A 26,894-nucleotide genomic window follows, 5' to 3' on the forward strand; every position below is an offset into this window, starting at 1 on the left:
GATAAGATAAAGGGGTAACTATGGCTAAATTGATTCCGGGAAAGTTGCGCATGGAGGGGGTTACACTCTATGAAACAGGCAACATTGAGATTATCAAGGAAAAAGGGAATCGCCTCTATACTCGTGTGGCGGGAGAAGACTTGCGCTACAGTTTAGAGGATGATCTGGTTTTTTGTGCTTGCGATTTTTTCCAAAAAAGAGGTTACTGTGTTCACCTCGCAGCGCTCGAGCATTATCTGAAGAATGATGAAGAAGGCCAGGTGATTTTACGAGCCTTAGAAAAAGGACATGAAGAGCAAGAAGAGGTCGAAACCAAGGTTAGTTTTGGCGGTAGTTTTTTGGAGCGTATCCAACCTCAGAAGAGAGAGAAAATCTACACTTTGTCGTCTCAAGGCCAGGTAGAAGCTGGAACCAATCGCCTCCTTTGGACTCTCCGAATCGGTTTAGTTGATAGTCAAAAATATTATGTCATTCGTGACATCCCTCTCTTTTTGAAGGTCTTGGTCCATCGAAAGCCATATATGATTGGGAAACACTATGAAAATGACTTGTCTTGGGATGCTTTTGATACAGCTAGTCAAGAAGTTCTTACTTTTTTATGTGGCTTGATTGAGGAGGGACTGAGTCAAGACCTCTTTTTCCCCAATCAAGGTCGTCACCTCTTTTTCCCTCTGACCTTTTTTGAACAGGGAGTGGAGTTGCTGATGACCTTGGAGGATTTTCATTTTGAGCACCAGATTACTAGTTATGAAAATCTTCTCTTTCATGATTTAGATCCCGATGCGAAACTGTTCTCTTTTTCTGTTCAGGAGTATCCCGATTATTTTGAGATGGAGATCTCTGAGACTGAGCGAGTCAACGTATTCTATGAAGGGGCAGTTCTCTTTCGTAAGGGGAATCTTTATCTCTTAAACCCTAAACAAATCAGCCTACTAAAGGAAATCAAGGAGCTTCCTCAGGAGGAGAGAGGGAGAAAATGCCTCCAGTTTGACAACAGTGATCGTGATCGCCTAGCCGCCTGTCTGCCTTTGTTTGGACAGCTGGGCACAGTTTCTGCTCCTGAGTGCTTGCAAATCAGACCCTTTTCACCAATCTTTTACTTTGATAGGGAGGATGACGGTCGCATTCGTTTGGATATCCAGTTTGACTATGGAGATCTTAAGGTGACTAGTCAGCAACAGCTGGAACAATTACCATTTTCAAGCGATGCCGTCTTGGAAAACCAACTATTTCAAGTCTGTTTAGGGGCTGGTTTTGAGGTTGATTTTCAGTCTTGGAGACAGGCCTTGAAGCCAGAGGCAGTTTATTCTTTCTTTCACCATACGATTCCAGCTTTTGAGAAATTGGGTCAGGTTTTCTTGTCTGATGAGATGAATCAGCTCTACAGCGTCCAAGCTCCTCAGGTTCAGATTGAGTCCAAGGGAGGACTGTTGGAAATCCAGTTTGATTTCCAAGGAATTGCCCAAGAAGAGATTGATCAAGCTCTTAAAGCCCTGACCAGCAATAAGGATTTCTATATCAGTTCTTCTGACCAAGTGTACTTTTTTGATGAGGAAACCAAGCAGATTCGTCAAAATTTGCAGGAACTGGGGGTTGAGCTAAAAGATGGTTCTTTTCAAGCTCGAAAATCTCTGGCTTATAGCCTTTCTCAGCTTTTTGAAGGTCGAGATAGGATCTCCTTCACAGAGGAATTTCAGCATTTAGCTCATGATTTGACCCATCCAGAGGATTTTCCTTTGGGAGATATACGGGTGCAGGCGAGTTTGAGAGACTACCAGGAAAAGGGTGTTCGTTGGCTCCAGATGCTTCATCACTATGGTTTTGGTGGCATTCTGGCAGATGATATGGGACTGGGAAAAACATTGCAAACTATCGCTTTTTTGACTAGTCAGGTGACAGAAAATAGTCGTGTCTTGATTTTAGCGCCGTCAGGTTTGATCTACAATTGGGCAGATGAATTCAGAAAATTTGCCCCACAGTTGGATTTGGCTGTCGTTCATGGTTTGAAAGCGAATCGAGAAGCAATTCTTTCTGAAAATCACCAAATCTATGTGACTAGCTATGCCACCTTTCGTCAAGACAGCGAGCTTTATCAAGAGATGGCTTTTGATTTTCTCTTTTTAGATGAAGCCCAGGTCATGAAAAATGCCCAGACTAAGATTGCTCAGAGTTTGCGCCAGTTCGTGGTGCCGGCAGTTTTTGCTTTGTCAGGTACGCCCATCGAAAATCATTTAGGAGAGTTGTGGTCTATCTTTCAAATTGTGCTTCCGGGGCTCTTACCAAGTAAAAAGGAGTTTATGAAATTACCGGCTGACCGAGTAGCGCAATTTATCAAGCCCTTCGTCATGAGGCGTAAGAAAGAAGAAGTCCTAACAGAACTACCTGATCTGATCGAAGTTGTCTATAAAAATGAACTGGAAGACCAGCAGAAGGCCATCTATCTCGCCCAGTTGCAACAGATGCGAGACCGCCTAGCGCAAGTGACAGATCAAGAATTTCAGAGAAGTCGGGTAGAAATCTTATCTGGTCTCATGCGTTTACGCCAGATCTGCGATACGCCAGCTCTTTTTATGGACAATTACCAAGGAGGCAGTGGTAAATTGGATAGTCTCCGAGATTTATTGCTACAAGTGGCTGATGGTGGGCATCGGGTCTTGATTTTCTCCCAGTTCAAAGGAATGTTGGAAAAAATCGAGCAAGAGCTCCCAAATTTGGGCTTGACTTCCTTCAAAATTACGGGCTCAACTCCTGCTCAAGACCGACAAGAGATGACCAAAATATTTAACCAAGGGGAAAGGGATATCTTTCTCATCTCCCTTAAGGCGGGTGGTGTCGGTCTCAATCTGACAGGAGCTGACACCGTCATCTTAGTGGACCTCTGGTGGAATCCTGCCGTCGAGGCTCAGGCTATCGGACGAGCTCACCGAATGGGACAGGAGCGGAAGGTAGAGGTTTACCGTTTGATTACTAGAGGAACCATTGAAGAAAAGATTCAAGAACTCCAAGAACAGAAGAAACACCTGGTTTCCCAAGTTTTGGATGGAACGGAATCGCGTGCGAGTCTTAGTCTGGCAGAAATTCGAGAAATTTTAGGGATTTCTGAAGCCAGCACTTGAAAAATCAAGACAATACGCTATAATGAAGTGTTGAAAGGAAATACAAAATGAAACAAGATCGATTTCCATTGGTGTCAGATGATGAGATTATGCTGACTAAAATGCCAGTCATGGACTTGTACGATGAGTCAGACTTTATTAGCAATATTAAGGGTGATTACCGCGATAAAAACTATTTGGAATGGTCTCCTATCAATGAGGAACAGGCTGTAACTCCTTCGGCAGTTAGCAAGGAGTCAAAACCAAACCCAGAACCTAAAAAAGTTGAAAAAACGTATGCTGAATTGGCTAGAGAAGAGGCGCGTGCGGATCTGAAGAAGAAACGTTCGGCCAAGTATTTGACTCAGGATGTTAGTCATACCAGACGACACAATGATTCAACACTTGTTCGTCAAGGAAACCAACCAACAGCACCATTTCAAAAGGAAAATCCAGGTGAGTTTGCCAAGTTTAGTAAAAACTTGAGCCAGTCTCACTATATCTTAGCTGAGGAGGTTGGCCAAGTGGCGAATCCAACTTCGAAATCCCAGACGGGAAAGGCTAAAAAGAACAACTATGATTTTCTAAAGAAGAGTCAAATCTATAATAAAAAGAATAAGCAAACGGAACAGGAACGTCAGGTTGCCCAAGAGTTGAATCTGACAAGAATTACTGAGTAAGGGAGAAAAACATGTCAAAAACATATCATTTTATTGGAATCAAGGGATCAGGGATGAGTGCCTTGGCCTTGATGTTGCACCAAATGGGACACAAGGTTCAAGGTTCAGACGTTGAAAAATACTACTTTACTCAACGTGGACTAGAGCAGGCAGGGATTACGATTCTTCCTTTTGATGAAAAGAACCTGCAAGGGGATCTTGAAATTATTGCTGGAAATGCCTTTCGTCCAGATAACAATGTTGAAATCGCCTATGCTGACAAAAATGGTATCAGCTACAAACGTTACCATGAATTCCTAGGCAGCTTTATGCGTGACTTTGTCAGCATGGGGGTTGCAGGAGCGCATGGAAAGACATCAACGACTGGGATGCTGTCTCATGTTTTGTCTCACATCACAGACACTAGCTTCTTGATTGGGGATGGAACGGGTCGAGGTTCTGAAAATGCTAAGTATTTTGTTTTTGAATCTGACGAATATGAGCGTCATTTCATGCCTTACCACCCAGAATACTCTATCATCACCAATATTGACTTTGACCATCCAGACTACTTTACAAGTCTAGAGGATGTTTTCAACGCCTTTAATGACTATGCCAAACAAATTACTAAAGGTTTGTTTGTCTACGGTGAGGATGCTGAGTTGCGTAAGATTACAGCCAATGCTCCAATCTATTACTATGGCTTTGATGCTGAGGGAAATGACTTTGTAGCTAGCGACCTTCTACGTTCTACAACTGGTTCGACCTTCACAGTTCATTTCCGCGGACAAGAGTTGGGTCAATTCCACATTCCAACCTTTGGTCGTCATAATATTATGAATGCGACAGCCGTTATTGGTTTACTTTATACAGCAGGGTTTGACTTGAACTTGGTACGTGAACACTTGAAAACATTTGCTGGTGTCAAGCGTCGTTTCACTGAAAAGGTTGTCAATGGTACTATTATTATCGATGATTTTGCCCATCATCCAACGGAAATCATTGCGACCTTAGATGCGGCTCGCCAGAAATACCCAAGCAAGGAAATTGTTGCAATCTTCCAACCACACACTTTCACTAGAACCATTGCCCTATTGGACGACTTTGCTAAAGCTTTGAGCCAGGCAGATGCTGTTTACTTGGCGAAAATCTATGGATCAGCCCGTGAGGTGGACCATGGTGACGTCAAGGTAGAAGACCTAGCAGATAAAATTAAGAAGAAAAGCCAAGTCATCACAGTTGAAAATGTATCACCACTCCTTGAGCATGATAATGCAGTCTATGTCTTTATGGGAGCAGGAGATATCCAAACCTATGAGTACTCATTTGAACGTCTTTTGTCTAATTTGACAAGCAACGTCCAATAAGAAAAAAGAATGGAAATTCCAATCACAATAGGACGGGCTACTTTATCGGATTTAGAAGAAATTGTAGCAATTGAAGAATCTTGTTTATCCTCAGAAGAAATAGTGAGCTACGAGTTTTTAGAAGAGAGTATCCGTAAGATTGCGGATACCTTTCTTGTAGCAAGAGATGAAAACCAGCTCATAGGCTATGTTTTAGGAGAGTCTCAGTCTCTTCATCACACATGGATAGAAATAAGATCATTAGCTATTCATCCTGACCATCGCGGGCAAGGCTTGGGGACCCTTCTTCTTGCTAGCTTGAAACAAGTGGCGGTGGAAGGAGGGTATGAGTATCTTCGCTTGATTTGTCCTGATGACTTGCTCTCTTATTTTGAAATGAATGGCTTTGTTGAGGAAGAAGTGCCAGAAGCTTCATGCGCAAGATTTTCGGGATGGAATCTGATTTGGACTAATCCTTTTGATCAGGAGGAAGTATGAAAATCAGACACGCAAGATTTTCGGATTTAGATCAAATTTTAGAGATAGAGCTGGAGAATTTCTCCCTTGAAGAAGCCATTCCTCGTTCGGTCTTTGAGGCGCACTTACGTGAGATTCAGACGAGCTTTCTCGTCGCTGAAAAAGAAGGACGTATCCTTGGGTATATTGAAGGTCCAGTCGTCCCACATCGTCATCTACAAGATCAGTCCTTTACAGAAGAGATAAAAGACTATAGCCATCGACCTGGAGGCTATATCTCTGTGACTTGTCTCTCCATAGCTAAGGAGTCACAAGCCTTGGGCGTGGGGAAAAGACTGTTAAGGGCTCTGAAAGAAGTCGCTTTAGAACATGAACGAGAAGGTATTAATTTGACCTGTCATGACTATCTCATCCCTTATTATGAAAAAAATGGATTTGTGAATGAAGGGGTATCCCAGTCAAGCTTTGCGGGTGAAAGTTGGTATGATATGGTTTGGCAACCTTAAAAAATGAGAATCATAGCTATAGAAAGGGATGTTTTGTTGCTTTTCTGTAACTTTTAAGATATAATATTATGGATTGTCAACAAGGAGGTAATGCTTTTGACTGAAAAATCAAGAGAAGAAGAAAAATTAAGCTTTAAAGAGCAGATTCTACGTGATTTAGAGAGAGTAAAAGAACAAGATAGAAGAGAGAAAGAAGTAGACATTCCAAATCTGACAGCTTCATCATCTCAAGCTAGTTCAGTAACTCCTGCAAATCCTGAATCTGATACTTCAACAGAAGAGTTGATGGCTGATTCCCTATCTGTTGTCGATAAAATTCTAAAGAATGCGCCGAGTGTTCCTCCACTTTCGAGTGCTGAAACTGATGAAACGGATGAAAAAGAAGAGAAAGAGATTAGACAGCCTGTCATTGACAAGATTGAAGTTGTAGAATCGGAAGAACCTCTAGTAGAACCGATTCATCCAGCTGAAGAACCTGTAGTGGAGTCCGTTCAACCTAAGGTGGAACCAGTTGAACTTGAACCTGAAGAAAAAGAATTTAACGATACTCCGACCAAGATAGATGTGACTTATAAGACAGAAGAGGCCAATACATCAGTTCCTTCTTCTGAGAATAAAGCTGAAGCGCTAGTTTCAACTGGATCCTCAGACAGATTAACGGAGGAACCACGTCGTAACCGTCGCCGTAAAGGTAAAAAACCAACCAAGAAAAAGAAGAAATCAAAGGCCAAGGGTTTCCTAGTAACCTTTTTAGTCCTCTTGGTGCTTGTGGCTGCTGGTGGATACTTTGGGTACGGTTATGTTCAAGACTCTTTGAAACCTGTTGATGCGAGCTCTAAGGAGTATATGACAGTTCAAATTCCAGAAGGATCAAATGTGCAACAAATTGGGAGCACTTTGGAAAAATCTGGTTTGGTCAAACATGGACTTATCTTTAGTATTTATGCTAAGTATAAGGGTTCAGATTTGAAGTCAGGTTATTACAATTTGAAGCAGAGCATGAGTACGGATGACTTGATTCAAGAATTGCAAAAAGGTGGAACTCCTGAACCTCAAGAACCAGTGCTTGCGAACTTAACTATTCCGGAAGGTTATACCTTAGAGCAAATTGCTCAGACAGTAGGTCAACTCCAAGGTGATTTTAAAGAACCTCTTACTGCGGATGCTTTCTTGGCAAAAGCTCAAGATGAGACCTTTATCTCACAATTAGTAGCCAAGTATCCAAACCTACTTGGAAGTCTTCCAACAAAAGACAGTGGCGTTCGTTATCGTCTTGAAGGCTACCTTTTCCCAGCAACCTATACGATCAAAGACAGTACAACTGTTGAAAGTTTGATTGATGAGATGGTGGCTGCTATGGATAAGGCTATGTCACCATATTACGCTACGATCAAAGAAAAGAATCTGACAGTTAATGAATTGCTCAGCATTGCTTCTCTTGTCGAAAAAGAAGGTGCTAAGACCGAAGATCGCAAGAAAATCGCAGGTGTCTTCTATAACCGCTTGAATGTTGGTATGCCACTTCAAAGTAATATCGCTATCCTATATGCTCAAGGAAAACTTGGTCAAAAGATTAGTTTAGCAGATGACGCTGGAATTGATACAACGATTGATTCACCTTATAATGTTTATACACATCTTGGCCTCATGCCCGGCCCGGTTGATAGTCCAAGCCTCGATGCTATTGAAGCAAGTGTAAATCAGACAAAGAGTGAGTACTTGTACTTTGTAGCTAATGTTGAAGACGGTAAAGTATACTTTGCAACAACAAAAGAAGAGCATGACCAAAACGTTGCGGAACATATCAATAGTAAATTAACACAATCAAGTAGTTCAAACTAAAATTATGTGGTTTTCCACATAATTTTGTTTTAAAAAAGTAATAGAAAAGAAAGTTGAAAAAATGGCAGAAAAAACTTACCCAATGACCCTTGAAGAAAAGGAAAAACTAGAAAAAGAATTAGAAGAATTGAAACTCGTTCGTCGTCCTGAAGTCGTAGAGCGTATCAAGATTGCTCGTTCCTATGGAGACCTTTCAGAAAATAGTGAGTATGAAGCAGCAAAAGATGAACAAGCTTTTGTTGAAGGTCAAATTTCAAGTCTAGAAACAAAAATTCGTTATGCTGAAATTGTTAATAGCGATGCAGTTGCCCAAGATGAGGTAGCTATCGGTAAGACCGTAACCATCCAAGAAATCGGTGAAGAGGAAGAAGAAGTCTACATCATCGTCGGTTCTGCAGGTGCGGATGCTTTCGCTGGGAAGGTATCAAATGAAAGTCCGATTGGACAAGCTTTGATCGGCAAAAAAACAGGCGATATTGTTACGATTGAGACACCTGTTGGTAGTTACGATGTCAAAATTTTAAAGGTTGAAAAAACAGCCTAAATAGAATGAAAATGGAGTAGTGGAGGTCTTGACTTGCTCAACTCCTTTTTGATTTTTTGAATAAATAGGAGACTATATGAGTTCAAATAAGAAAAAAAATAAAATGGAGCGTGGCTTAACCAATCGCCATGTTCAGGTGATGGCCATTGCGGGGACAATCGGAACAGGACTTTTCCTAGGTGCTGGTCGTTCTATCAGCCTTACTGGACCTTCTATCATCCTGATTTACATGATTACAGGAGCCTTTATGTTTTTGATGATGAGGGCTGTTGGGGAGATGCTATATCAGGATCCAGAACAACATACTTTTATCAACTTTATCACCCGTCATTTGGGGAAAGGCTGGGGGTATTTCTCGGTTTGGTCTTATTGGTTGTCTGTTGTCTTTATCGGTATGGCAGAAATCACCGCGATTTCGCATTATGTTCAGTTTTGGTTTCCTTCTTGGCCTAGTTGGTTGATTCAGATTGTTTTTTTAACGATTTTGGCCTTGGTCAATCTGATTGCGGTTAAGCTCTTTGGAGAAGTCGAGTTTTGGTTTGCTATGGTTAAGATTGTGGCTATTTTAGCTATGATTGCAACAGGGGTCTTTATGGTCTTGACAGGATTTGAAACACCATATGGTGCTGCAAGTCTGGTAAATATCAGCAATCAATTCTCTCTTTTCCCAAATGGAGTCATGAACTTTGTCATGGCCTTTCAAATGGTATTTTTTGCCTATCTGATGATTGAATTTATCGGAGTGACAACCTCTGAAACGAAGAATCCTCGTCAGGTTTTGCCAAAAGCAGTTAAGGAAATTCCTCTCCGAATTGTCTTCTTCTATGGCGGAGCCCTATTAGCCATTATGTCTATTATTCCCTGGAGAGAACTTGCTTCTTCAGATTCACCATTTGTAACGGTTTTTGAGCTGGCAGGTATCAAGTGGGCGGCAGCTCTGATTAACTTCGTTGTTTTGACGTCGGCCGCATCTGCTCTTAATTCAACCCTCTATTCAACAGGGCGACACCTCTACCAGATTGCTCATGATTCACCCAATCGCTTCCTAAAAGCGATCAAGGCAGATACTCTCTCTCGCCATAATGTTCCACAAAATGCTATTATTGCTTCAGCAATCTTGATTGCTCTGGCTGCCTTTATCAATGTTTTGCCAGGTGTTTCCGATGCCTTTGCTTTGATTACGGCGTCTTCATCAGGTGTTTACATCGCGATTTATATCTTGATCATGGTGGCTCATCTCAAATACCGCAAGTCACAAGACTTCATGGCGGATGGCTACCTCATGCCCCATTACCGTTTTCTAAATCCTTTAACCATGCTCTTCTTTATCTTTGTCTTTGTAACCCTCTTTTTACAAGAATCTACCTTCATGGGGGCAGTTGGTTCTGCCATCTGGATTCTTGTTTTCGGAATTTATAGCCAGTGGAAATTTAGAAAATAAATCATAAACTCATCAACTCAGCTTGGTGAGTTTTTTCTAGTTTGACAGTCTATTGAAATAAGATTATAATCAAGCTGTAACAGTTCTAAGGAGGTTTGGATGCACGTTAGATTGGAAAATAAGGAGTCTCATAAAGCGCAAGAAATAGAGGATTTGATTCGTGCTTATAATCGTTCCAAAAGAGAAGAGGCTATAAGTGAGCCACTGAACCTTTATGTCGAAGATGAAAAGGGCAATCTCTTGGCGGGCTTAGTAGCAGAGACTTTCGGAAATTGGCTGGAAATCGAATATTTGTTTGTGAAAGAGGAATTGCGAGGACAGGGAATCGGTTCAAAACTATTGGAGCAAGCTGAAAATGAAGCTAAGAATCGAAACTGTCAGTTTGCTTTCGTGAATACTTACCAGTTTCAAGCACCAGATTTTTATAAAAGGCATGGCTACAAGGAAGTCTTTACCTTGCAAGACTATCCCTACACAGGGCAAAGATTTTATTACCAAAAGGATTTGTAAGCTGAATATGAAAGTATAAAGCAAAGAGGAAATCTTCACATCACTATGGAGGTGGGCTAATGGATATCATACTAGATATGGGCAACGTTTTATTAGAATGGAACAAGGATAAGATTTTACAAAGTGTTTCGAATACGAAGAAAGATTATCTCATTTTAGATAAGAGCATTTTTCAGTCGGGGCTTTGGGAAAGATTAGATCTTGGGACTATGACGAGAGAAGAGTTGGTGCTTAAACTTGTGTCGATGATTGGAAGGGGCTATCAAAAGAAGGTTGAAGAAGTTATCTGGAATTGGCCTAGCTACATTGATATTTATAGGGAAGTCTTTCCTGTCTTGTCAGAACTAAAGAAAAAGGGGCATCGCATCTTCGTCTTGTCCAATACCTCAAAGGTATTTTATGACTTGCTGGAAGAGCAACTGTCTCCCTTAAAAGAACTTTTAGATGGCTTTGTCCTATCCTGTGATATAAAAGCTATAAAGCCTGATTTGGCAATGTTTAAGGGGATTCTCGATAAATACCAGCTAGATCCTACAAATTGTGTCTTTCTAGACGATATTGAGGACAATACAATAGCAGCTGAGAAATTGGGCATCAAGTCCTATCAGGTCAAGAAAAGAAGTGATGTCGTCGATATTTTGAAATCCTATATTTGAACTCAACACTCTCTATTTTTTGTGGTAGAGAGTTTTTTTGTTAATAAAATCTTACAAAATGACATTTATATGTTGCATTAAGTTAGATATATGGTATAATATTTTTAAAAGAAGCGCAACTTTTTAAAAATGTGAAGGAGGACGCTAGTGGCTAAAAATTTAAAATTAAAACTAGCTCGTGTGGAGCTTGACTTGACACAAGGGGACTTGGCAGAGGCTGTGGGTGTTACTAGGCAGACCATAGGCTTGATTGAAGCTGGGAAATACAATCCTAGTCTCTCGCTCTGCCAGTCCATTTGCAGATGCTTAGGCAAAACTTTAGACCAACTATTTTGGGAGGAAGAAGATGAAAAATAGATTTTTTTATTATCAATTATTAGACGAAAGGGAAGAACAACTGTTTAACAAAGCTGGGACAGAGTCTTTTAATGTGTTTATCGGGCTCATTCTGCTAAGTTATTTGGTGGCTGTATTAGCACCTGCTCTTTTTAATCCTGATATTCTTCTGGTTACTCTTCTTTTAGGAATTTTCTTCTTTTTCAATCGTGCACGACAACTTGGAGTGACCTACTATAGTCGTTTTCATTTTACGATTGTAGGGTGTTTGCTGGTAACTCTCGCTATTACGACTCTCTTGATGTTGCAAAATTATCAATTCAATATCGAAATTTATCAGCACAATCCTTTGAACTTCAAATACTTGTCTGCTTGGGCCATTACTTATCTGATCTACCTTCCTTGGGTTTTTATCGGCAATCTCGGCCTTAAAAGTTATGGCGAATGGGCTCAGAAAAAGTTTGAGCAAGATATGGATGAACTGGAGAATGGAGAATAGCTTGTTAGCTTTTTATCAATCTCGGTAAAATGTGTTATAATAGTACTAATTTATCGGATGGTGTGAAAGTGGTAGAATACGTTCATACCTTTGTAAAGTAGGAAGAAGGAAAACAGATGTATCCAGATGATAGTTTGACATTGCACACGGACTTGTACCAGATCAATATGATGCAAGTTTACTTTGATCAAGGAATTCACAATAAAAAGGCGGTCTTTGAAGTTTATTTCCGCCAGCAACCTTTTCAGAACGGCTATGCAGTATTCGCTGGTTTGGAAAGAATTGTACATTATCTTAAAGACTTGCGTTTTTCAGATAGTGATATCGCCTATTTGGAGTCGCTTGGCTATCATGGGGCGTTCTTAGACTACCTCCTCAATCTCAAGTTGGAGTTGACGGTTCGTTCTGCCCAGGAAGGGGACTTGGTTTTTGCTAATGAGCCAATTGTTCAAGTTGAAGGCCCTCTAGCCCAATGCCAGTTGGTCGAAACGGCTCTCTTGAACATCGTTAACTTTCAAACCTTGATAGCGACAAAGGCAGCACGTATTCGTTCAGTCATTGAAGATGAGCCTTTGATGGAATTCGGGACACGTCGTGCGCAAGAAATGGATGCAGCTATTTGGGGAACACGCGCAGCCGTGATTGGTGGAGCCAACGGAACTAGCAATGTGCGAGCAGGTAAGCTCTTTGATATTCCAGTCTTGGGGACTCATGCCCATGCCTTGGTACAGGTTTATGGAAACGACTATGAAGCCTTCAAGGCCTATGCGGCGACCCATCGTGATTGTGTCTTTTTAGTAGATACTTATGATACACTTCGCATCGGTGTGCCAGCTGCTATTCAGGTGGCGCGTGAACTGGGTGATCAGATTAACTTTATGGGTGTGCGGATTGACTCTGGGGATATTGCCTACATTTCTAAGAAAGTCCGTCAGCAACTGGACGAGGCTGGATTCACAGAGGCTAAGATCTATGCTTCTAATGACCTAGATGAAAATACCATCCTCAATCTCAAGATGCAAAAGGCTAAAATTGATGTCTGGGGTGTGGGAACCAAGCTGATTACAGCCTATGACCAGCCAGCTCTTGGGGCAGTTTATAAGATTGTTGCCATCGAAGATGAAAATGGTCAGATGCGCAATACCATCAAACTGTCTAATAATGCTGAAAAAGTGTCTACGCCAGGTAAGAAGCAGGTATGGCGCATTACCAGTCGTGAAAAAGGGAAGTCAGAAGGCGACTACATCACTTATGATGGAGTTGACGTTGCCAGCATGACTGAAATCAAGATGTTCCATCCGACCTATACCTATATCAAAAAAACCGTTCGTAATTTTGATGCCGTTCCTCTCTTGGTGGATATCTTTAAAGAAGGAAAATTGGTTTACGATTTGCCTAGTTTGACTGAGATTCAGGCCTATGCTCGCAAAGAATTTGACAAGCTTTGGGATGAGTATAAACGGGTTCTCAATCCGCAACATTACCCAGTAGACTTGGCGCGTGATATTTGGCAAGATAAGATGGACTTGATTGATAAGATGCGTAAGGAAGCCCTTGGTGAAGGAGAAGAAGAATGAGTTTGCAAGAGACCATTATCCAGCAACTGGGTGTCAAGCCAGTGATTGACGCTCAGGAAGAAATCCGTCGTTCGATTGATTTCTTAAAGAGATACTTGAAAAAACACCCCTTCCTTAAAACTTTTGTACTAGGGATTTCTGGAGGACAAGACTCAACCTTAGCAGGGCGCTTGGCGCAATTAGCTATGGAAGAAATGCGAGCAGAGACAGGAGATGACAGCTACCAATTTATCGCTGTCCGCCTGCCCTATGGCGTGCAAGCAGATGAGGCAGATGCTCAAAAAGCCCTTGCTTTCATCCAGCCAGATGTCAGTTTTGTTGTGAATATCAAGGAATCAGCTGATGCCATGACAGCTGCAGTCGAAGCGACAGGAAGTCCTGTTTCAGACTTTAACAAGGGAAATATCAAGGCTCGTAGTCGTATGATTGCCCAATATGCCCTTGCGGGTGCCCATAGTGGAGCTGTCATTGGAACAGACCATGCTGCGGAAAATATCACAGGCTTTTTTACCAAGTTTGGTGACGGTGGTGCAGATATTCTCCCTCTTTACCGCCTCAATAAACGTCAAGGAAAACAACTCTTGAAGGAGCTTGGTGCAGACCCAGCCCTTTATGAAAAAATCCCAACAGCAGACCTAGAAGAAGATAAACCAGGGCTGGCTGATGAAGTCGCCCTTGGAGTCACTTATGAAGAGATTGATGACTACCTAGAAGGCAAAACAATCAGCCCAGAAGCTCAAGAGACTATCGAAAACTGGTGGCACAAAGGCCAACACAAACGCCACCTACCAATCACCGTATTTGATGACTTTTGGGAGTAAAAAGGTCCGGGGGACCTTTTTAGCCCGAGTCTAGAAATGAGAAAGCGAGGAAGGTCCGGGGGACCTTTTTAGCCCGAGTCTAGAAACAGGAAAACGAGGTAGATTCGGTAACTCGAAGAGTTTGATTTTCCTTGTCTCACCCCCGCAAGGATGACTAGGTTTGAAAAAGCTTGGTAAAGCGCATTTCAAACCAGACAGCGACTGCGTCAAGTAACTAGATGAAAAACTTGTTTTCTAGCTGTTACTGAGTATAGTCTTTTTACCCTGAGCCTTAAGCTTAGAAAGCGAGGTAACATTATGAAAGCAATCGGTACGCAAATGTTACAGACAGAACGTTTGATTTTGAGAAGATTTGTGGAGAGTGATGCGGAAGCCATGTTTCAAAATTGGGCCTCGTCTGCTGAGAATCTAATCTATGTCACCTGGGATCCTCATCCTGATGTTGAGGTGACTCGGAATTCGATTCGAAATTGGGTTGCATCCTATACCAATCCCAACTATTACAAATGGGCCATTTGTCTCAAAGAAGATCCTGAGCATGTGATAGGAGATATCAGCATCGTTGAGATGAATGAGCCTGATTCAAGTTGTGAAATTGGGTATGTTTTAGGAAAAGATTATTGGGGAAATGGTATGATGACGGAGGCCTTGAAAGCTGTGTTAGACTTTTGTTTTACTCAAACAGGCTTTCAAAAAGTCAGAGCTCGTTACGCTAGTCTCAACCCAGCTTCAGGCCGTGTGATGGAAAAAGCGGGAATGTCTTATCTAAAAACCATTGCTAATGGTGTGGAGAGAAAAGACTACGTTGCGGACCTTATTTATTACCAGATAAGTAGGGAAGACAGGTGATTCTCTTTTCTGTATCTACCAAAGTCAGACCTTGTCTGGCTTTTTTTGTGCCAGATTTTTGAATAAACTGATTAAATTCCTATTTTTCCCTATTATTGTCCCTGTTTTTTCTTAGAGTTGGGAATTATAATAGACTTATCAAAAGAAAGAAGGGTGAAAAGATATGGACAATGTAATCTTTTTTATCAGTGTTTTTCTTGCTGGAATTCTTTCCTTCTTTTCTCCTTGTATATTACCCTTGTTGCCAGTCTATGCAGGGGTCTTGTTGGATGACAAAGATGGTGCTCAGGTTTCTAGCGGAAAAATTTCAATCTCAGTTGTAAGTTTATTGCGAACTCTGGCCTTTATAGCGGGGATTTCCTTTGTTTTTATCTTACTGGGTTATGGAGCTGGTTTTTTAGGCAATTTGCTGTATGCTTCTTGGTTTCAGTATATGACGGGTGCGATTATCATTCTCTTGGGCTTGCACCAGATGGATGTTTTACATTTGCAGGGACTTTACAAGGAAAGAAGGCTACAATTAAAGAGACAGGAGCAAAAGGGTAACGGCTATAGTCAGGCATTTTTACTGGGGTTAACCTTTAGTTTTGCTTGGACGCCATGTGTGGGGCCGGTTCTGGGGTCTGTTTTGGCCTTGGCGGCTTCAGGTGGTTCAGGAGCTTGGCAGGGTGCTGGTCTCATGTTGATTTACACGCTGGGTTTGGCGCTACCATTTTTGGTTCTAGCTCTTGCTTCCAGCTATGTTTTGAAACATTTCCGAAAACTCCATCCTTATCTCGGAACCCTCAAAAAAATGGGTGGTCTTCTCATTATCGTGATGGGAATCTTGGTGCTTTTGGGAAATGCTTCCATTTTGACTACATTATTTGAATAGAGAGGAAAAAGAAATGAAAAAATGGCAAACATGTCTCCTTGGAGTAGGCTCAATTTGTTGCTTGGCAGCCTGTTCGACTAAAAACATGTCAGACGAGTCTACTATGAAGGAGCAATCCAAAACAGAACAAGTTAGTTCGAAAACTGCGACTAAAGGTCAGGCGGTTGCTGATTTTGAACTGATGGGAGTAGATGGTAAGACCTATCGTTTGTCTGATTACAAGGGCAAGAAAGTCTATCTCAAATTCTGGGCTTCTTGGTGTTCCATCTGTCTAGCCAGCCTTCCAGATACGGACGAAATCGCTAAAGAAGCTGGTGATGACTATGTGGTCTTGACAGTGGTATCTCCTGGGCACAAGGGGGAACAAGCGGAAGCTGAATTTAAGAACTGGTACAAGGGCTTAGATTATAAAAATTTTCCAGTTTTAATTGATCCATCAGGTAAACTCTTGGAAAGTTATGGTGTCCGTTCTTATCCGACTCAAGCCTTTATAGACAAGGAAGGCAAGCTGGTCAAAACGCAACCAGGTTTTATGGAGAAGGAAATGATTTTAAAAGAATTGAAAGAAATGGGGTAGAGAAAGGCTATGAATGATAAAGTAAAATTGTTTGTCTTGGCAGGGGTCATTCTCCTAGTCCTAACCGGTTTCTATTTTCTATTGATGCGAAATGCAGGGCAGACAGATAGCTCGCAAATTGAGAAAGCATCAGTTAGCCAAGGAGGAAAAACAGTGAAAAAAACAGAAATTAGTAAAGACGCAGACTTGCACGAAATTTATCTAGCTGGGGGATGTTTCTGGGGAGTGGAGGAATACTTCTCATGCGTTTCCGGAGTGACAGATGCCGTTTCAGGCTATGCAAATGGTAGAGGGGAAACAACCAAGTACGAATTGATTAACCAAACAGGACATGCGGAGACTGTTCATGTCACTTACGACGCCAATCAAATTTCCCTCAAAGAAATCCTGCTTCATTACTTCCGTATTATCAATCCAACCAGCAAAAATAAACAAGGAAATGATGTGGGGACCCAGTATCGTACCGGCGTTTATTACACAGATGACAAGGATTTGGAGGTAATCAACCAAGTTTTTGATGAAGTTGCTAAGAAATACGACCAACCTCTGGCAGTTGAAAAGGAGGCATTGAAGAATTTTGTAGTGGCTGAGGATTACCACCAAGACTATCTCAAGAAAAATCCAAATGGCTACTGCCATATCAATATCAATCAGGCAGCCTATCCCGTCATTGATGCCAGCAAATATCCAAAACCAAGCGATGAAGAATTGAAAAAGACCTTGTCACCTGAGGAGTATGCAGTCACCCAGAAAAATCAAACAGAACGAGCTTTTTCAAACCGTTACTGGGATAAATTTGAATCTGGTATCTATGTGGATGTGGCAACTGGCGAACCCCTCTTTTCATCAAAGGACAAGTTTGAGTCTGGTTGCGGATGGCCTAGTTTCACCCAACCAATTAGTCCAGATGTTGTCACTTACAAGGAAGATAAGTCTTACAATATGACGCGCATGGAAGTGAGAAGTCGAGTTGGAGATTCTCACCTTGGCCATGTCTTTACAGATGGGCCTCAGGACAAGGGTGGCTTGCGCTACTGTATCAATAGTCTTTCTATCCGATTTATTCCCAAAGACCAAATGGCAGAAAAAGGCTATGCCTATTTACTAGATTATGTCGATTAAGAAGTCTTTCCTAAGCAGTTAGAGGAGAATTTTGCTATACTGATACTAGTAAGTGACAAAGGAGCAGAGCATGACCTACACAATCTTAATCGTAGAAGATGAGTATCTGGTAAGACAAGGCTTGACCAAGCTGGTTAATGTAGCGGCCTACGATATGGAAATCATCGGTCAGGCTGAAAATGGAAGACAGGCTTGGAACTTGATTCAAAAGCAGGTGCCAGACATCATTTTAACCGATATCAATATGCCTCAGCTAAATGGCATCCAGTTGGCCAGGCTGGTCCGAGAAACCTATCCCCAGGTGCATCTGGTATTTTTAACGGGTTACGATGATTTTGATTATGCCTTGTCTGCTGTCAAACTAGGTGTCGATGACTATCTGCTCAAACCCTTTTCTCGTCAGGATATTGAGGAAATGTTAGGGAAAATCAAGCAAAAACTAGACAAGGAAGAAAAAGAAGAGCAGTTACAAGATTTATTAACCGATAAGTTTGAGGGAAATATTGCTCAGAAAATCCAGTCCCATCTGGCTGACAGTCAGTTTAGTTTAAAGTCTTTAGCTAGTGAATTGGGCTTTAGTCCGACTTATCTGAGCTCCTTGATTAAGAAAGAGTTGGGGCTGCCTTTTCAGGATTATCTGGTGAGAGAGCGTGTCAAACAAGCCAAGCTCTTGCTTCTGACCACGGATTTAAAGATTTATGAGATAGCCGAAAAGGTTGGTTTTGAAGATATGAACTATTTTACCCAACGTTTTAAACAGATTGCAGGTGTGACACCTCGTCAGTTTAAGAAGGGAGAAGGTCGATGAAGCGTTCTTCTCTCCTAGTCAGAATGGTTATTTCCATCTTTCTGGTCTTTCTCATTCTCCTAGCTCTGGTTGGGACTTTCTACTATCAATCGAGTTCATCAGCCATTGAGGCTACTATTGAGGGTAATAGCCAAACAACTATCAGCCAAACTAGCAACTTTATTCAGTCTTATATCAAAAAATTAGAAACCACCTCTACCAGTTTGACCCAGCAGAAGGATGTGTTGGCCTATGCTGAGAATCCCAGTCAAGATAAGGTCAAGGGAATCCGAGATCTGTTTTTGACTATCTTAAAGGCAGACCAGGACCTGAAAACGGTGGTACTGGTCACCAAATCCGGTCAGGTCATTTCTACAGATGACAGTGTGCAGATGAAAACTTCCTCAGATATGATGGCTGAGGATTGGTACCAAAAGGCTATTCATCAGGGAGCTAAGCCAGTTTTAACCCCAGCTCGTAAATCAGACAGCCAGTGGGTTATTTCTGTCACTCAGGAACTTGTTGATGCAAAGGGAACCAATTTAGGTGTGCTTCGCTTGGATATTTCCTATGAAACTCTGGAAGCATATCTCAACCAACTCCAGTTGGGCCAGCAGGGCTTTGCCTTTATCATCAATGAAAACCATGAATTTGTCTACCATCCTAAACGTACTGTCTATAGCTCAGCTAGTGAAATGGAGGCCATGAAACCCTACATCGAGACAGGGCAGGGTTATACTCTAGACCACCAATCCTACGTCAGTCAGGAACAGATTGCAGGGACTGATTGGACGGTTATAGGCGTGTCTTCGCTGGAAAAATTAGACCAGGTTCGGAGTCAACTCATGTGGACCTTGCTTGCTGCTAGTGCCTTATCTCTTCTTGCCTGTCTCTGCTTGGTGTGGTTCAGTCTCAAACGCTGGATTGCCCCTTTGAAGGACCTAAGAGAAACCATGCTGGAAATTGCTTCTGGTACACAAAATTTTCGTGCTAAGGAAGCTGGTGCCTATGAACTGAGAGAAGTGACTCGCCAGTTCAATGCCATGTTGGATCAGATTGATCAGTTGATGGCAGATGTGCGCAGGCAGGAAGAAGCGACCCGGCAGTATGAACTTCAGGCCTTGTCAAGCCAGATTAACCCCCATTTCCTCTACAATACTTTGGATACTATCATCTGGATGGCTGAATTTCAGGATAGTCAGCGAGTGGTTCAGGTGACTAAGTCTTTGGCAACCTATTTCCGCTTGGCGCTCAATCAAGGCAAGGATTTGATTTCTCTTTCTGATGAAATCAATCATGTCCGCCAGTACCTCTTTATCCAGAAACAACGCTATGGTGATAAGCTGGAGTATGAGATTGATGAAGATCCTGCTTTTGGTAACCTAGTCTTACCCAAGTTGGTGTTGCAACCTCTTGTAGAAAATGCTCTTTACCATGGTATTAAGGAAAAGGAAGGTCAGGGTCATATTAAAGTCTCTGTTCAGAAACAGGATACAGGGCTTGTCATCCGCATTGAGGATGATGGTGTTGGTTTCCAAGCTGCTGGCGATAGTAGTCAAAGTCAGCTCAAACGTGGGGGAGTTGGCCTTCAAAATGTCGACCAACGACTCAAACTTCATTTTGGAGACAATTACCAGATGAAGATCAATTCTGTACCTTCAAAAGGGACGACGGTTGAAATATACATTAATAAAATAGTAATTAGCTAACTCCCAGTCAATTCTGGGAGTTTTACTTTTAAAATTCAGGATGATTAGTTGGCCTTGATAAAATCAGTAAAAAAAGATATGATAGATAGTGACAAAAGAGGTATCAAGTATGAAGGAAAAAGACATTCAAAGAGCAACAAGCCAGATTGTAGAAGATGTAATAGACAAGGCCAATTTGAAGCAGGGAGCTATCTTTGTTTTGGGCCTTTCTTCTAGTGAGGTGATGGGTGGTCAGATTGGCAAGGAATCCAGTCAAGAAATTGGGGAAATCATCGTGAAAACCATCCTAGATATCCTAGAGGAAAAAGGAATTCATCTAGCTGTTCAAGGTTGTGAACATGTTAATCGTGCCCTCGTTGTTGAACGTCAGGTGGCAGAGCAGTTTGGTCTTGAAATCGTCAGTGTCCTTCCTACACTTCATGCAGGAGGTTCGGGTCAGTTGGCAGCCTTCAAGTTTATGCGGGATCCAGTTGAGGTTGAATTTATCAAGGCTCATGCTGGATTGGATATCGGAGACACTGCAATTGGTATGCATGTCAAGCATGTTCAGGTTCCGATTCGCCCTCTTTTGAGAGAGATTGGGCATGCCCATGTAACGGCTCTTGCAAGTCGTCCCAAATTAATTGGAGGTGCGCGTGCGCAGTATCCACAAGATTCTATCAGAAAGTCGTGAGAATGAGAAAAACAAAACAACAACTAGAAAAAATCACCAAATATTCGATTCGTAAGCTCACTGTTGGAGTAGGTCCTGTAGCCATCGGGGCCTTCCTTTTTGGTGTCAGTACCCTTTCAGTAGATAAAGTGCATGCCAATGAAGCTGGCGGTGCTCATAGTGTTCATTACCGTTATTTGGCGGAGCAGGAATTGACCGAGTCTGAAAAAGCCCTGATTCACCATGAAGTTCCTACAGAATTTCAAGATGAAGATATTCTCTATGTAGTTTATCGCAAGAAAGCAACTAACAGTCAACAACTTCCTTACACAGGAAGTAAAGAACTAGCCTTGGCTGGTCTTGGCTTGGCAACAGCCTCACTAGCAGTCTTTTTGGTATCCAAAAAAGGTCGCAAAGAGGTCCTAGGTGTTCTCTTGATTGGTTCTTTGGGAGCCAGCACTTTTGTACCTTATGGGACATTTGCATTTGAAAATAAAGAATTGCTTTCTTATAACCAAACTATTTCGGCCTCTACACATGAAGGTTTGGCTGAAGGGATTATCCATATTGATGGCTATGAATACATTGGTTACTTCAAGGAAGCAGAACTCCACCCATCAAGTCCAGCTTCAGCTGAGAAGCCTCAGTTGCCAGTAGAAAAGCAAAGTGCAAATGAAATCGAGAAAACAGAAGTAGTTCAAGAAACACCGACTGTTGCGCCAGAAACTGTCGTTGAAAAACCTGTGGCACAAACTCCGGTTTCTCCTGCTGTTGAAGAAAAACCAGTTTTTGAGAATCCTCAGACTAGACAGGAAGAGAGCTTGGTAGAGATTCCTTTTGAAACAGTCACAAGCCCAGATGCGAATCTAGCAGAAGGAGAGACTCGTATCGTCGCAGCCGGAGTAAATGGTCAGCGTCGCCTTGTAACCAAGGTATCGATGGTTAACGGTCAAGAAGTTAGAGAAGTCATCGAAGACCAAGTAGTCCAAAATCCTGTGTCGCAAGTCATTGCAGTCGGAACTAAGAAAGAGGTGCAACCTGCTCCAACTCCAGTACCACAAGCTGAACCAACTCACCAAGTAGTTAAAGGTACACAAGAAGAAGGTAAGACAGGACAAGCCTTAACACAAGCTGAATTACCAGAAGCCCCAGTTGAAGTAAAAGGAACTCAAGAAGAAGGTAAGGCAGGACAATCCTTAACGCAACCTGAATTGCCAGAGACTCCAGTTGAAGCAAAAGGAACCCAAGAAGAAGGCAAAGAAGGTCAAGCTTTGACGCAACCAACATTACCAGATGCTCCAGTAGAAGTAAAAGGTACACAAGAGGAAGGTAAAGTAGGTCAAGCTCTTGTACAAGAACAGTTACCTGAGTACAAAGTAACTGAGGGAACCCTTGTTGAAACATCGACTACAGACCTAGACTACAAAACTGAAACGACTGAGGATCCAACCAAGTATACGGACGAAGAAACTGTCGTAAGAAATGGTGAAAAAGGTAGTCAAGTTACTAAAACAACTTATAAAACAGTAGAAGGTGTTAAAACTGACCAAGTTCTTTCAACTAGCACAGAAGTTACCAAGGAGCCTGTAAACCAACAGGTAAGTCGTGGGACAAAACCAATTGAAGGAACTCTTGTAGAAGAAAGTCTTGAAAAGATTCCATTTAAGGAAGTTGTTAAAGAAGATGACCAACTGAAAAAAGGCTTAGAAGTTGTAGCTCAAGAAGGAAAAGAAGGCCAGAAAAAAATCACCAAAACCTTTAATACCATTAAGGGAGTTAAAACAGAGGACGCTCCAAAAGTTACAGAGGAAATCCTTGAGGCACCTCAAGACAAAATTTTGAAACGTGGTACCAAGACCTTTGAAAAACCAGTATTGACCATCACAGCAGTTGAGCCTAAGGATTTGAAGCGTACTTCAGATGTTAAGTATAGTCTAGAAAATCCAAGTAAGGCAGCCATTAAATCTATTACCTTAACTCTGAAAAAAGGTGATGAGATTGTCAAAACCTTGAATGTTTCACCAGACGACTTGACAACTACCCTGACAGATTTACAGTACTACAAGGATTATAAACTTGAAACGAAGATGGTTTATGACCGTGGTGAGGGTGATGAGGAAGAGGTTCTGAAAGAAGAACCGCTAAGACTTGACCTTAAAAAAGTTGAAATCAAAAACATCAAAGAAACAAGCTTGATGAGTGTGGATGATGCTGGTGTTGAAACAGATAAGAGCTTACTTACTGAAAAACCGACAGACGTTGCTCCATTTTACTTACGAGTGACAACTCATGATAATAAGACAACAAGACTTACGGTAAGTTCTGTTGAAGAAGTGGTTGTCGATGGAAAAACATTGTACAAAGTGGTAGCAAAAGCTCCAAACTTAGTTCAACGTAGAGCAGATGATACTTTCAGTGAAGAGTATGTTCATTACTTTGAAAAACAAAAATTAAAAGAAGGTAATGTATATTACAACTTCAATGAGCTTGTAAAAGATATGCAAGCTAACCCAATGGGTGAGTTTAAACTTGGTGCGGATCTTAATGCAGCAAATGTTCCGACTCCGAATAAACAATACGTGACGAACATTTTTAAAGGTAAGTTGTATAGTGAAGGTGATAAACGTTATACCATTCACAATCTAGCTCGACCATTGTTCAACCGTGTTGAAAATGCTCATATTCATGACATCAACTTTGGTAATGTGAATATCAATATGCCGTGGGCTGATAAAACAGCTCCACTTGGAGATATGTTTAAGAACTCAACGATTGAGAATATTAAGGTTACGGGTAATGTGGTTGGTAATAACGACGTTACAGGTATGGTCAACAAACTAGATGAATCCAATATGCGTAATGTAGCCTTTATCGGTAAAATCGAAAGCGTGGGTAACAAAGGTTGGTGGTCTGGTGGACTTGTAAGTGAAAGCTGGAGAAGCAATGTAGATAGTTCTTATGTTGAAGCTGACATTAAAGCCAACAATGCTAAATTTGGTGGATTGATTGCCAAAGTCAACCATGGTGGAAATCCAAATGATGTTAAACAAAAAGGTCGTTTAACTAAATCTGTGGCCAAAGGGACATTGACACTCAAAACCAATAATCAAAGCGGTGGTTTAATTCACGAAAACTATGACTGGGGTTGGGTTGAAAATAACGTCAGCATGATGAAAGTGACAAATGGTGAAATGATGTATGGTTCAGGGTCAGTTGACTCAGGTGACCCATACTTCGGATTTGATTACTTCAAGAACAATGTGTATGTGAACGATGTTGCATCAGGTAACGTTTCTTATAACCGTTCAAAACAGATTAAGGGTGTCGACCAAGTAGAAGCGGATAAACGGATTGCTTCGTTCAATATCACAGCCGATAAATATGAAATCACACCATATTTGACTGATAAATTAAATCACGTAGCGTATAAAGAAGACACGTACAAAACTACTCAAGATTATAATGCAGAACGTGAACTTGCTTACCGAAATGTTGAAAAACTTCAACCGTTCTACAATAAAGAGTGGATTGTGAATCAAGGTAATAAGACTCCTGAAGGATCTAAATTATTAACTACAGAAGTATTATCTGTGACAGGTATGAAAGATGGGCAATTTGTAACTGACTTGTCAGATGTTGATCATATTATGATTCATTATGCTGATGGTACTAAGGAAGAAAAAGTTGTCACACGTAAAGCTGATTCTCAAGTCCAACAAGTTCGTGAATATAGTATCGAAGGTCTTGGTGACGTCGTTTATACACCGAATATGGTTGTTAAAGATAGAACACAATTAATCAACGATATTAAAGCAAAATTAGCAGGTGTTGAATTGATTTCACCTGAAGTGCGTGCGTTAATGGACAAACGTGGTAAAGCTGAAGAAAATACTGATGGTCGTAAAGATGGTTATATTAAAAATCTATTCCTTGAAGAAAGCTTTGAAGAAACTAAAGCTAATTTGGATAAATTAGTCAAAGCTTTAGCCGAAAACGAAGACCATCAATTGAATAGTGATGAAGCTGCCATGAAAGCTCTTCTTAAAAAAGTAGAAGACAACAAAGCTAAAATTATGATGGCTCTTACTTATTTAAATCGTTATTATGGATTTAAATACAATGATATGAGCATTAAAGACCTTATGATGTTCAAGCCTGATTTTTATGGTAAGAACGTTAGCGTTATCGATAGATTGATTCAAATTGGTTCACGTGAACATTTCTTGAAAGGAGACCGAACTCAAGATGCTTATCGTGATGTGATTGCGGGAGCAACAGGTAAAGGTAATTTAAATGACTTCTTAACATATAACATGAAACTCTTTACAGAAGATACTGATATGAATGTATGGTATAAGAAAGCTATTTCTCATACTAACTATGTAGTTGAGAAACAATCATCTAACCCTGATTTTGCTAATAAGAAATATCACTTATATGAAAACTTAAATAACGGTGAACATGGTCGATACATTTTACCACTTCTTAATACGAAGAAGGCTCACATGTTCTTAATTTCAACGTACAATACGCTAGCGTTTAGTGCATTTGAGAAATATGGTAAGAATACAGAATCTGAACGTGAAGCGTTTAAGAAAGAAATCGACTTACGTGCTCAAGAGCAAATTAATTACTTAGACTTCTGGTCAAGACTTGCTGCTGATAATGTACGTAATCAGTTGTTGAAATCTGAAAACATGGTTCCATCAGCAATTTGGGATAACCAAGATGTTCCAGGTAATGGATGGGCTGACCGAATGGGTCATAATAAGAATGGTGACTATGCTCCAGTTCGTGAGTTCTATGGACCTACAGGTAAATGGCACGGATATAACGGTATGGGTGCGTACGCTTATATCTTTTCTAACCCACAAAATTCAGAAGCTGTATACTACATCATCTCTAGTATGATTAGTGATTATGGTACATCTGCATTCACTCACGAAACAACTCATATCAATGACCGTATGGCCTACTTAGGAACATGGCGTCACCGTGAAGGGACAGATATTGAATCATTTGCTCAAGGTATGCTACAATCACCATCTCTTACAAACTATAATGGTGAATATGGTTCACTTGGATTGAATATGGCGTACGAACGTAAAAATGATGGTACACAAATTTATAACTATGATCCTAATATGTTAAGTAGTCGTGAGAAGATTGATCACTACATGAAGAACTATAACGAATCAATGATGATGCTTGATTACTTAGAAGCAGAATCTGTCATCAAGAAAAATACTGGAACTAACGATAAGTGGTTCAAGAAAATCGATAAGAAATATCGCGAAAAAGCGAGCTATAATAAGTTAGAAGGTGCACCACACCAATGGGATTTAGTTCGTGATTTAAATGATGATGAGAAGAGTATGAAACTGACAGCTATTGATCAACTTGTAGATAACAACTTCGCTACTAAACACGGGCTACCAGGTAATGGTCATTACCGTACTGAAGGATTCGATTCTGCTTATACTGTTGTGAATATGATGACTGGTATTTACGGTGGTAACACAAGTAAGAGTACGGCTGGCTCAATCTCATTCAAACACAATACATTCCGTATGTGGGGCTACTACGGTTACCTTGATGGATTCTTAGGGTATGCATCTAACAAGTATAAACAAGAATCTAAAGCAGCCGGCAACATAGGTCTAGGTGATGACTTTATCATTCAAAAAGTTTCTAAAGGTAGATTTAATACATTAGAAGAGTGGAAGAAAGAATGGTATAAAGAAGTCAGAGCTAAAGCTGAGAAAGGTTTTGTAGAAATTGAAATTGATGGTCAAAAGATTTCAACATATGAAAAACTTCAAGAGCTATTCGATGCTGCAGTTGAAAAAGACCTTCAAGGTAATAAATTTGATAATACAGTGAATCTTAAATGGAAAGTTTACAAACAACTCTTGCAGAAATCAGACGGATTTACTGGAGATTTATTCACTAAATAGTAGATAGGACTAGTAAAATGAAAAAAGGTAGATCAGCTTTGTCTGTATCTGCCTTTTT

General features: G+C 41.0%; 22 protein-coding genes. All 22 read left to right on the plus strand.

The genetic code is table 11. The features are described 5' to 3' along the window. Positions 1-20 precede the first annotated feature (20 nt). Positions 21-3,116, plus strand: a complete 3,096-nt coding sequence (locus EKB01_RS01040; protein ID WP_167265318.1) for a DEAD/DEAH box helicase — start codon at positions 21-23, stop codon at positions 3,114-3,116. A 47-nt stretch (positions 3,117-3,163) separates the two neighbouring features. Continuing rightward, positions 3,164-3,775 (plus strand): hypothetical protein, encoded by a 612-nt coding sequence (locus EKB01_RS01045; RefSeq protein WP_061588057.1) that lies wholly within the window; start codon positions 3,164-3,166, stop codon positions 3,773-3,775. Between the two features lie 11 nt (positions 3,776-3,786). Next, on the plus strand, positions 3,787-5,121 hold the full coding sequence (murC, locus tag EKB01_RS01050) for a UDP-N-acetylmuramate--L-alanine ligase (protein WP_000048097.1): 1,335 nt from the start codon (positions 3,787-3,789) through the stop codon (positions 5,119-5,121). 9 nt (positions 5,122-5,130) lie between these two features. Beyond that, positions 5,131-5,598, plus strand: coding sequence for a GNAT family N-acetyltransferase (locus EKB01_RS01055; RefSeq protein WP_061588059.1), 468 nt, complete (start codon positions 5,131-5,133; stop codon positions 5,596-5,598). Continuing rightward, on the plus strand, positions 5,595-6,083 hold the full coding sequence (locus tag EKB01_RS01060; RefSeq protein WP_061588060.1) for a GNAT family N-acetyltransferase: 489 nt from the start codon (positions 5,595-5,597) through the stop codon (positions 6,081-6,083). The genes EKB01_RS01055 and EKB01_RS01060 overlap by 4 nt, the downstream gene beginning before the upstream one ends. A gap of 90 nt (positions 6,084-6,173) precedes the next feature. After that, the gene (mltG, locus tag EKB01_RS01065) at positions 6,174-7,925 is read left to right on the plus strand and encodes an endolytic transglycosylase MltG (RefSeq protein ID WP_167265320.1); all 1,752 of its coding nucleotides are present in this window, start codon (positions 6,174-6,176) and stop codon (positions 7,923-7,925) included. A 61-nt stretch (positions 7,926-7,986) separates the two neighbouring features. Continuing rightward, positions 7,987-8,469: a transcription elongation factor GreA gene (gene greA / locus EKB01_RS01070; RefSeq protein WP_007521354.1), complete on the plus strand. Its 483-nt coding sequence runs from the start codon at positions 7,987-7,989 to the stop codon at positions 8,467-8,469. Positions 8,470-8,545: 76 nt separating this feature from the next. Next, positions 8,546-9,910, plus strand: a complete 1,365-nt coding sequence (locus tag EKB01_RS01075) for an amino acid permease (protein WP_167265321.1) — start codon at positions 8,546-8,548, stop codon at positions 9,908-9,910. Positions 9,911-10,009: 99 nt separating this feature from the next. Beyond that, on the plus strand, positions 10,010-10,420 hold the full coding sequence (locus tag EKB01_RS01080) for a GNAT family N-acetyltransferase (RefSeq protein WP_081730809.1): 411 nt from the start codon (positions 10,010-10,012) through the stop codon (positions 10,418-10,420). A gap of 59 nt (positions 10,421-10,479) precedes the next feature. Beyond that, on the plus strand, positions 10,480-11,076 hold the full coding sequence (locus EKB01_RS01085) for an HAD family phosphatase (RefSeq protein ID WP_033584516.1): 597 nt from the start codon (positions 10,480-10,482) through the stop codon (positions 11,074-11,076). Positions 11,077-11,223: 147 nt separating this feature from the next. Beyond that, entirely contained in the window at positions 11,224-11,433 is a 210-nt protein-coding gene (locus EKB01_RS01090; protein WP_001107495.1) for a helix-turn-helix transcriptional regulator, read from the plus strand. Further along, entirely contained in the window at positions 11,423-11,911 is a 489-nt protein-coding gene (locus tag EKB01_RS01095) for a DUF6773 family protein (protein ID WP_084939842.1), read from the plus strand. Before EKB01_RS01090 ends, EKB01_RS01095 begins: the two co-directional genes overlap by 11 nt. A 116-nt stretch (positions 11,912-12,027) precedes the next feature. After that, positions 12,028-13,488 carry a nicotinate phosphoribosyltransferase gene (locus EKB01_RS01100; protein ID WP_167265323.1) on the plus strand — a complete coding sequence of 487 codons (1,461 nt, stop codon included), beginning with the start codon at positions 12,028-12,030 and terminating at the stop codon, positions 13,486-13,488. After that, positions 13,485-14,309 (plus strand): ammonia-dependent NAD(+) synthetase, encoded by an 825-nt coding sequence (gene nadE, locus EKB01_RS01105; RefSeq protein WP_109290132.1) that lies wholly within the window; start codon positions 13,485-13,487, stop codon positions 14,307-14,309. Before EKB01_RS01100 ends, nadE begins: the two co-directional genes overlap by 4 nt. A gap of 297 nt (positions 14,310-14,606) precedes the next feature. Continuing rightward, positions 14,607-15,158, plus strand: coding sequence for a GNAT family N-acetyltransferase (locus tag EKB01_RS01110; protein ID WP_109290131.1), 552 nt, complete (start codon positions 14,607-14,609; stop codon positions 15,156-15,158). 163 nt (positions 15,159-15,321) lie between these two features. After that, complete coding sequence (ccdA2, locus tag EKB01_RS01115; protein WP_109290130.1) at positions 15,322-16,032, plus strand: thiol-disulfide oxidoreductase-associated membrane protein CcdA2; 711 nt, start codon at positions 15,322-15,324, stop codon at positions 16,030-16,032. Positions 16,033-16,045: 13 nt separating this feature from the next. After that, positions 16,046-16,609, plus strand: a complete 564-nt coding sequence (locus EKB01_RS01120) for a redoxin family protein (protein WP_167265325.1) — start codon at positions 16,046-16,048, stop codon at positions 16,607-16,609. Positions 16,610-16,618: 9 nt separating this feature from the next. After that, the gene (gene msrB / locus EKB01_RS01125) at positions 16,619-17,731 is read left to right on the plus strand and encodes a peptide-methionine (R)-S-oxide reductase MsrB (RefSeq protein WP_167265327.1); all 1,113 of its coding nucleotides are present in this window, start codon (positions 16,619-16,621) and stop codon (positions 17,729-17,731) included. 70 nt (positions 17,732-17,801) lie between these two features. Next, a complete protein-coding gene (locus EKB01_RS01130) occupies positions 17,802-18,539 on the plus strand; it encodes a response regulator transcription factor (RefSeq protein WP_167265329.1) in 738 nt (245 codons plus the stop codon). Continuing rightward, positions 18,536-20,227, plus strand: coding sequence for a sensor histidine kinase (locus EKB01_RS01135; RefSeq protein ID WP_167265331.1), 1,692 nt, complete (start codon positions 18,536-18,538; stop codon positions 20,225-20,227). The genes EKB01_RS01130 and EKB01_RS01135 overlap by 4 nt, the downstream gene beginning before the upstream one ends. Before the next feature lie 109 nt (positions 20,228-20,336). Next, a complete protein-coding gene (locus EKB01_RS01140; protein WP_167265333.1) occupies positions 20,337-20,900 on the plus strand; it encodes a TIGR01440 family protein in 564 nt (187 codons plus the stop codon). 2 nt (positions 20,901-20,902) lie between these two features. Next, entirely contained in the window at positions 20,903-26,836 is a 5,934-nt protein-coding gene (locus tag EKB01_RS01145; protein ID WP_167265335.1) for a ZmpA/ZmpB/ZmpC family metallo-endopeptidase, read from the plus strand. Positions 26,837-26,894 lie beyond the last annotated feature (58 nt).

The organism is Streptococcus sp. CCUG 71758 (assembly GCF_011714815.1).
Lineage (GTDB): Bacteria > Bacillota > Bacilli > Lactobacillales > Streptococcaceae > Streptococcus > Streptococcus halitosis.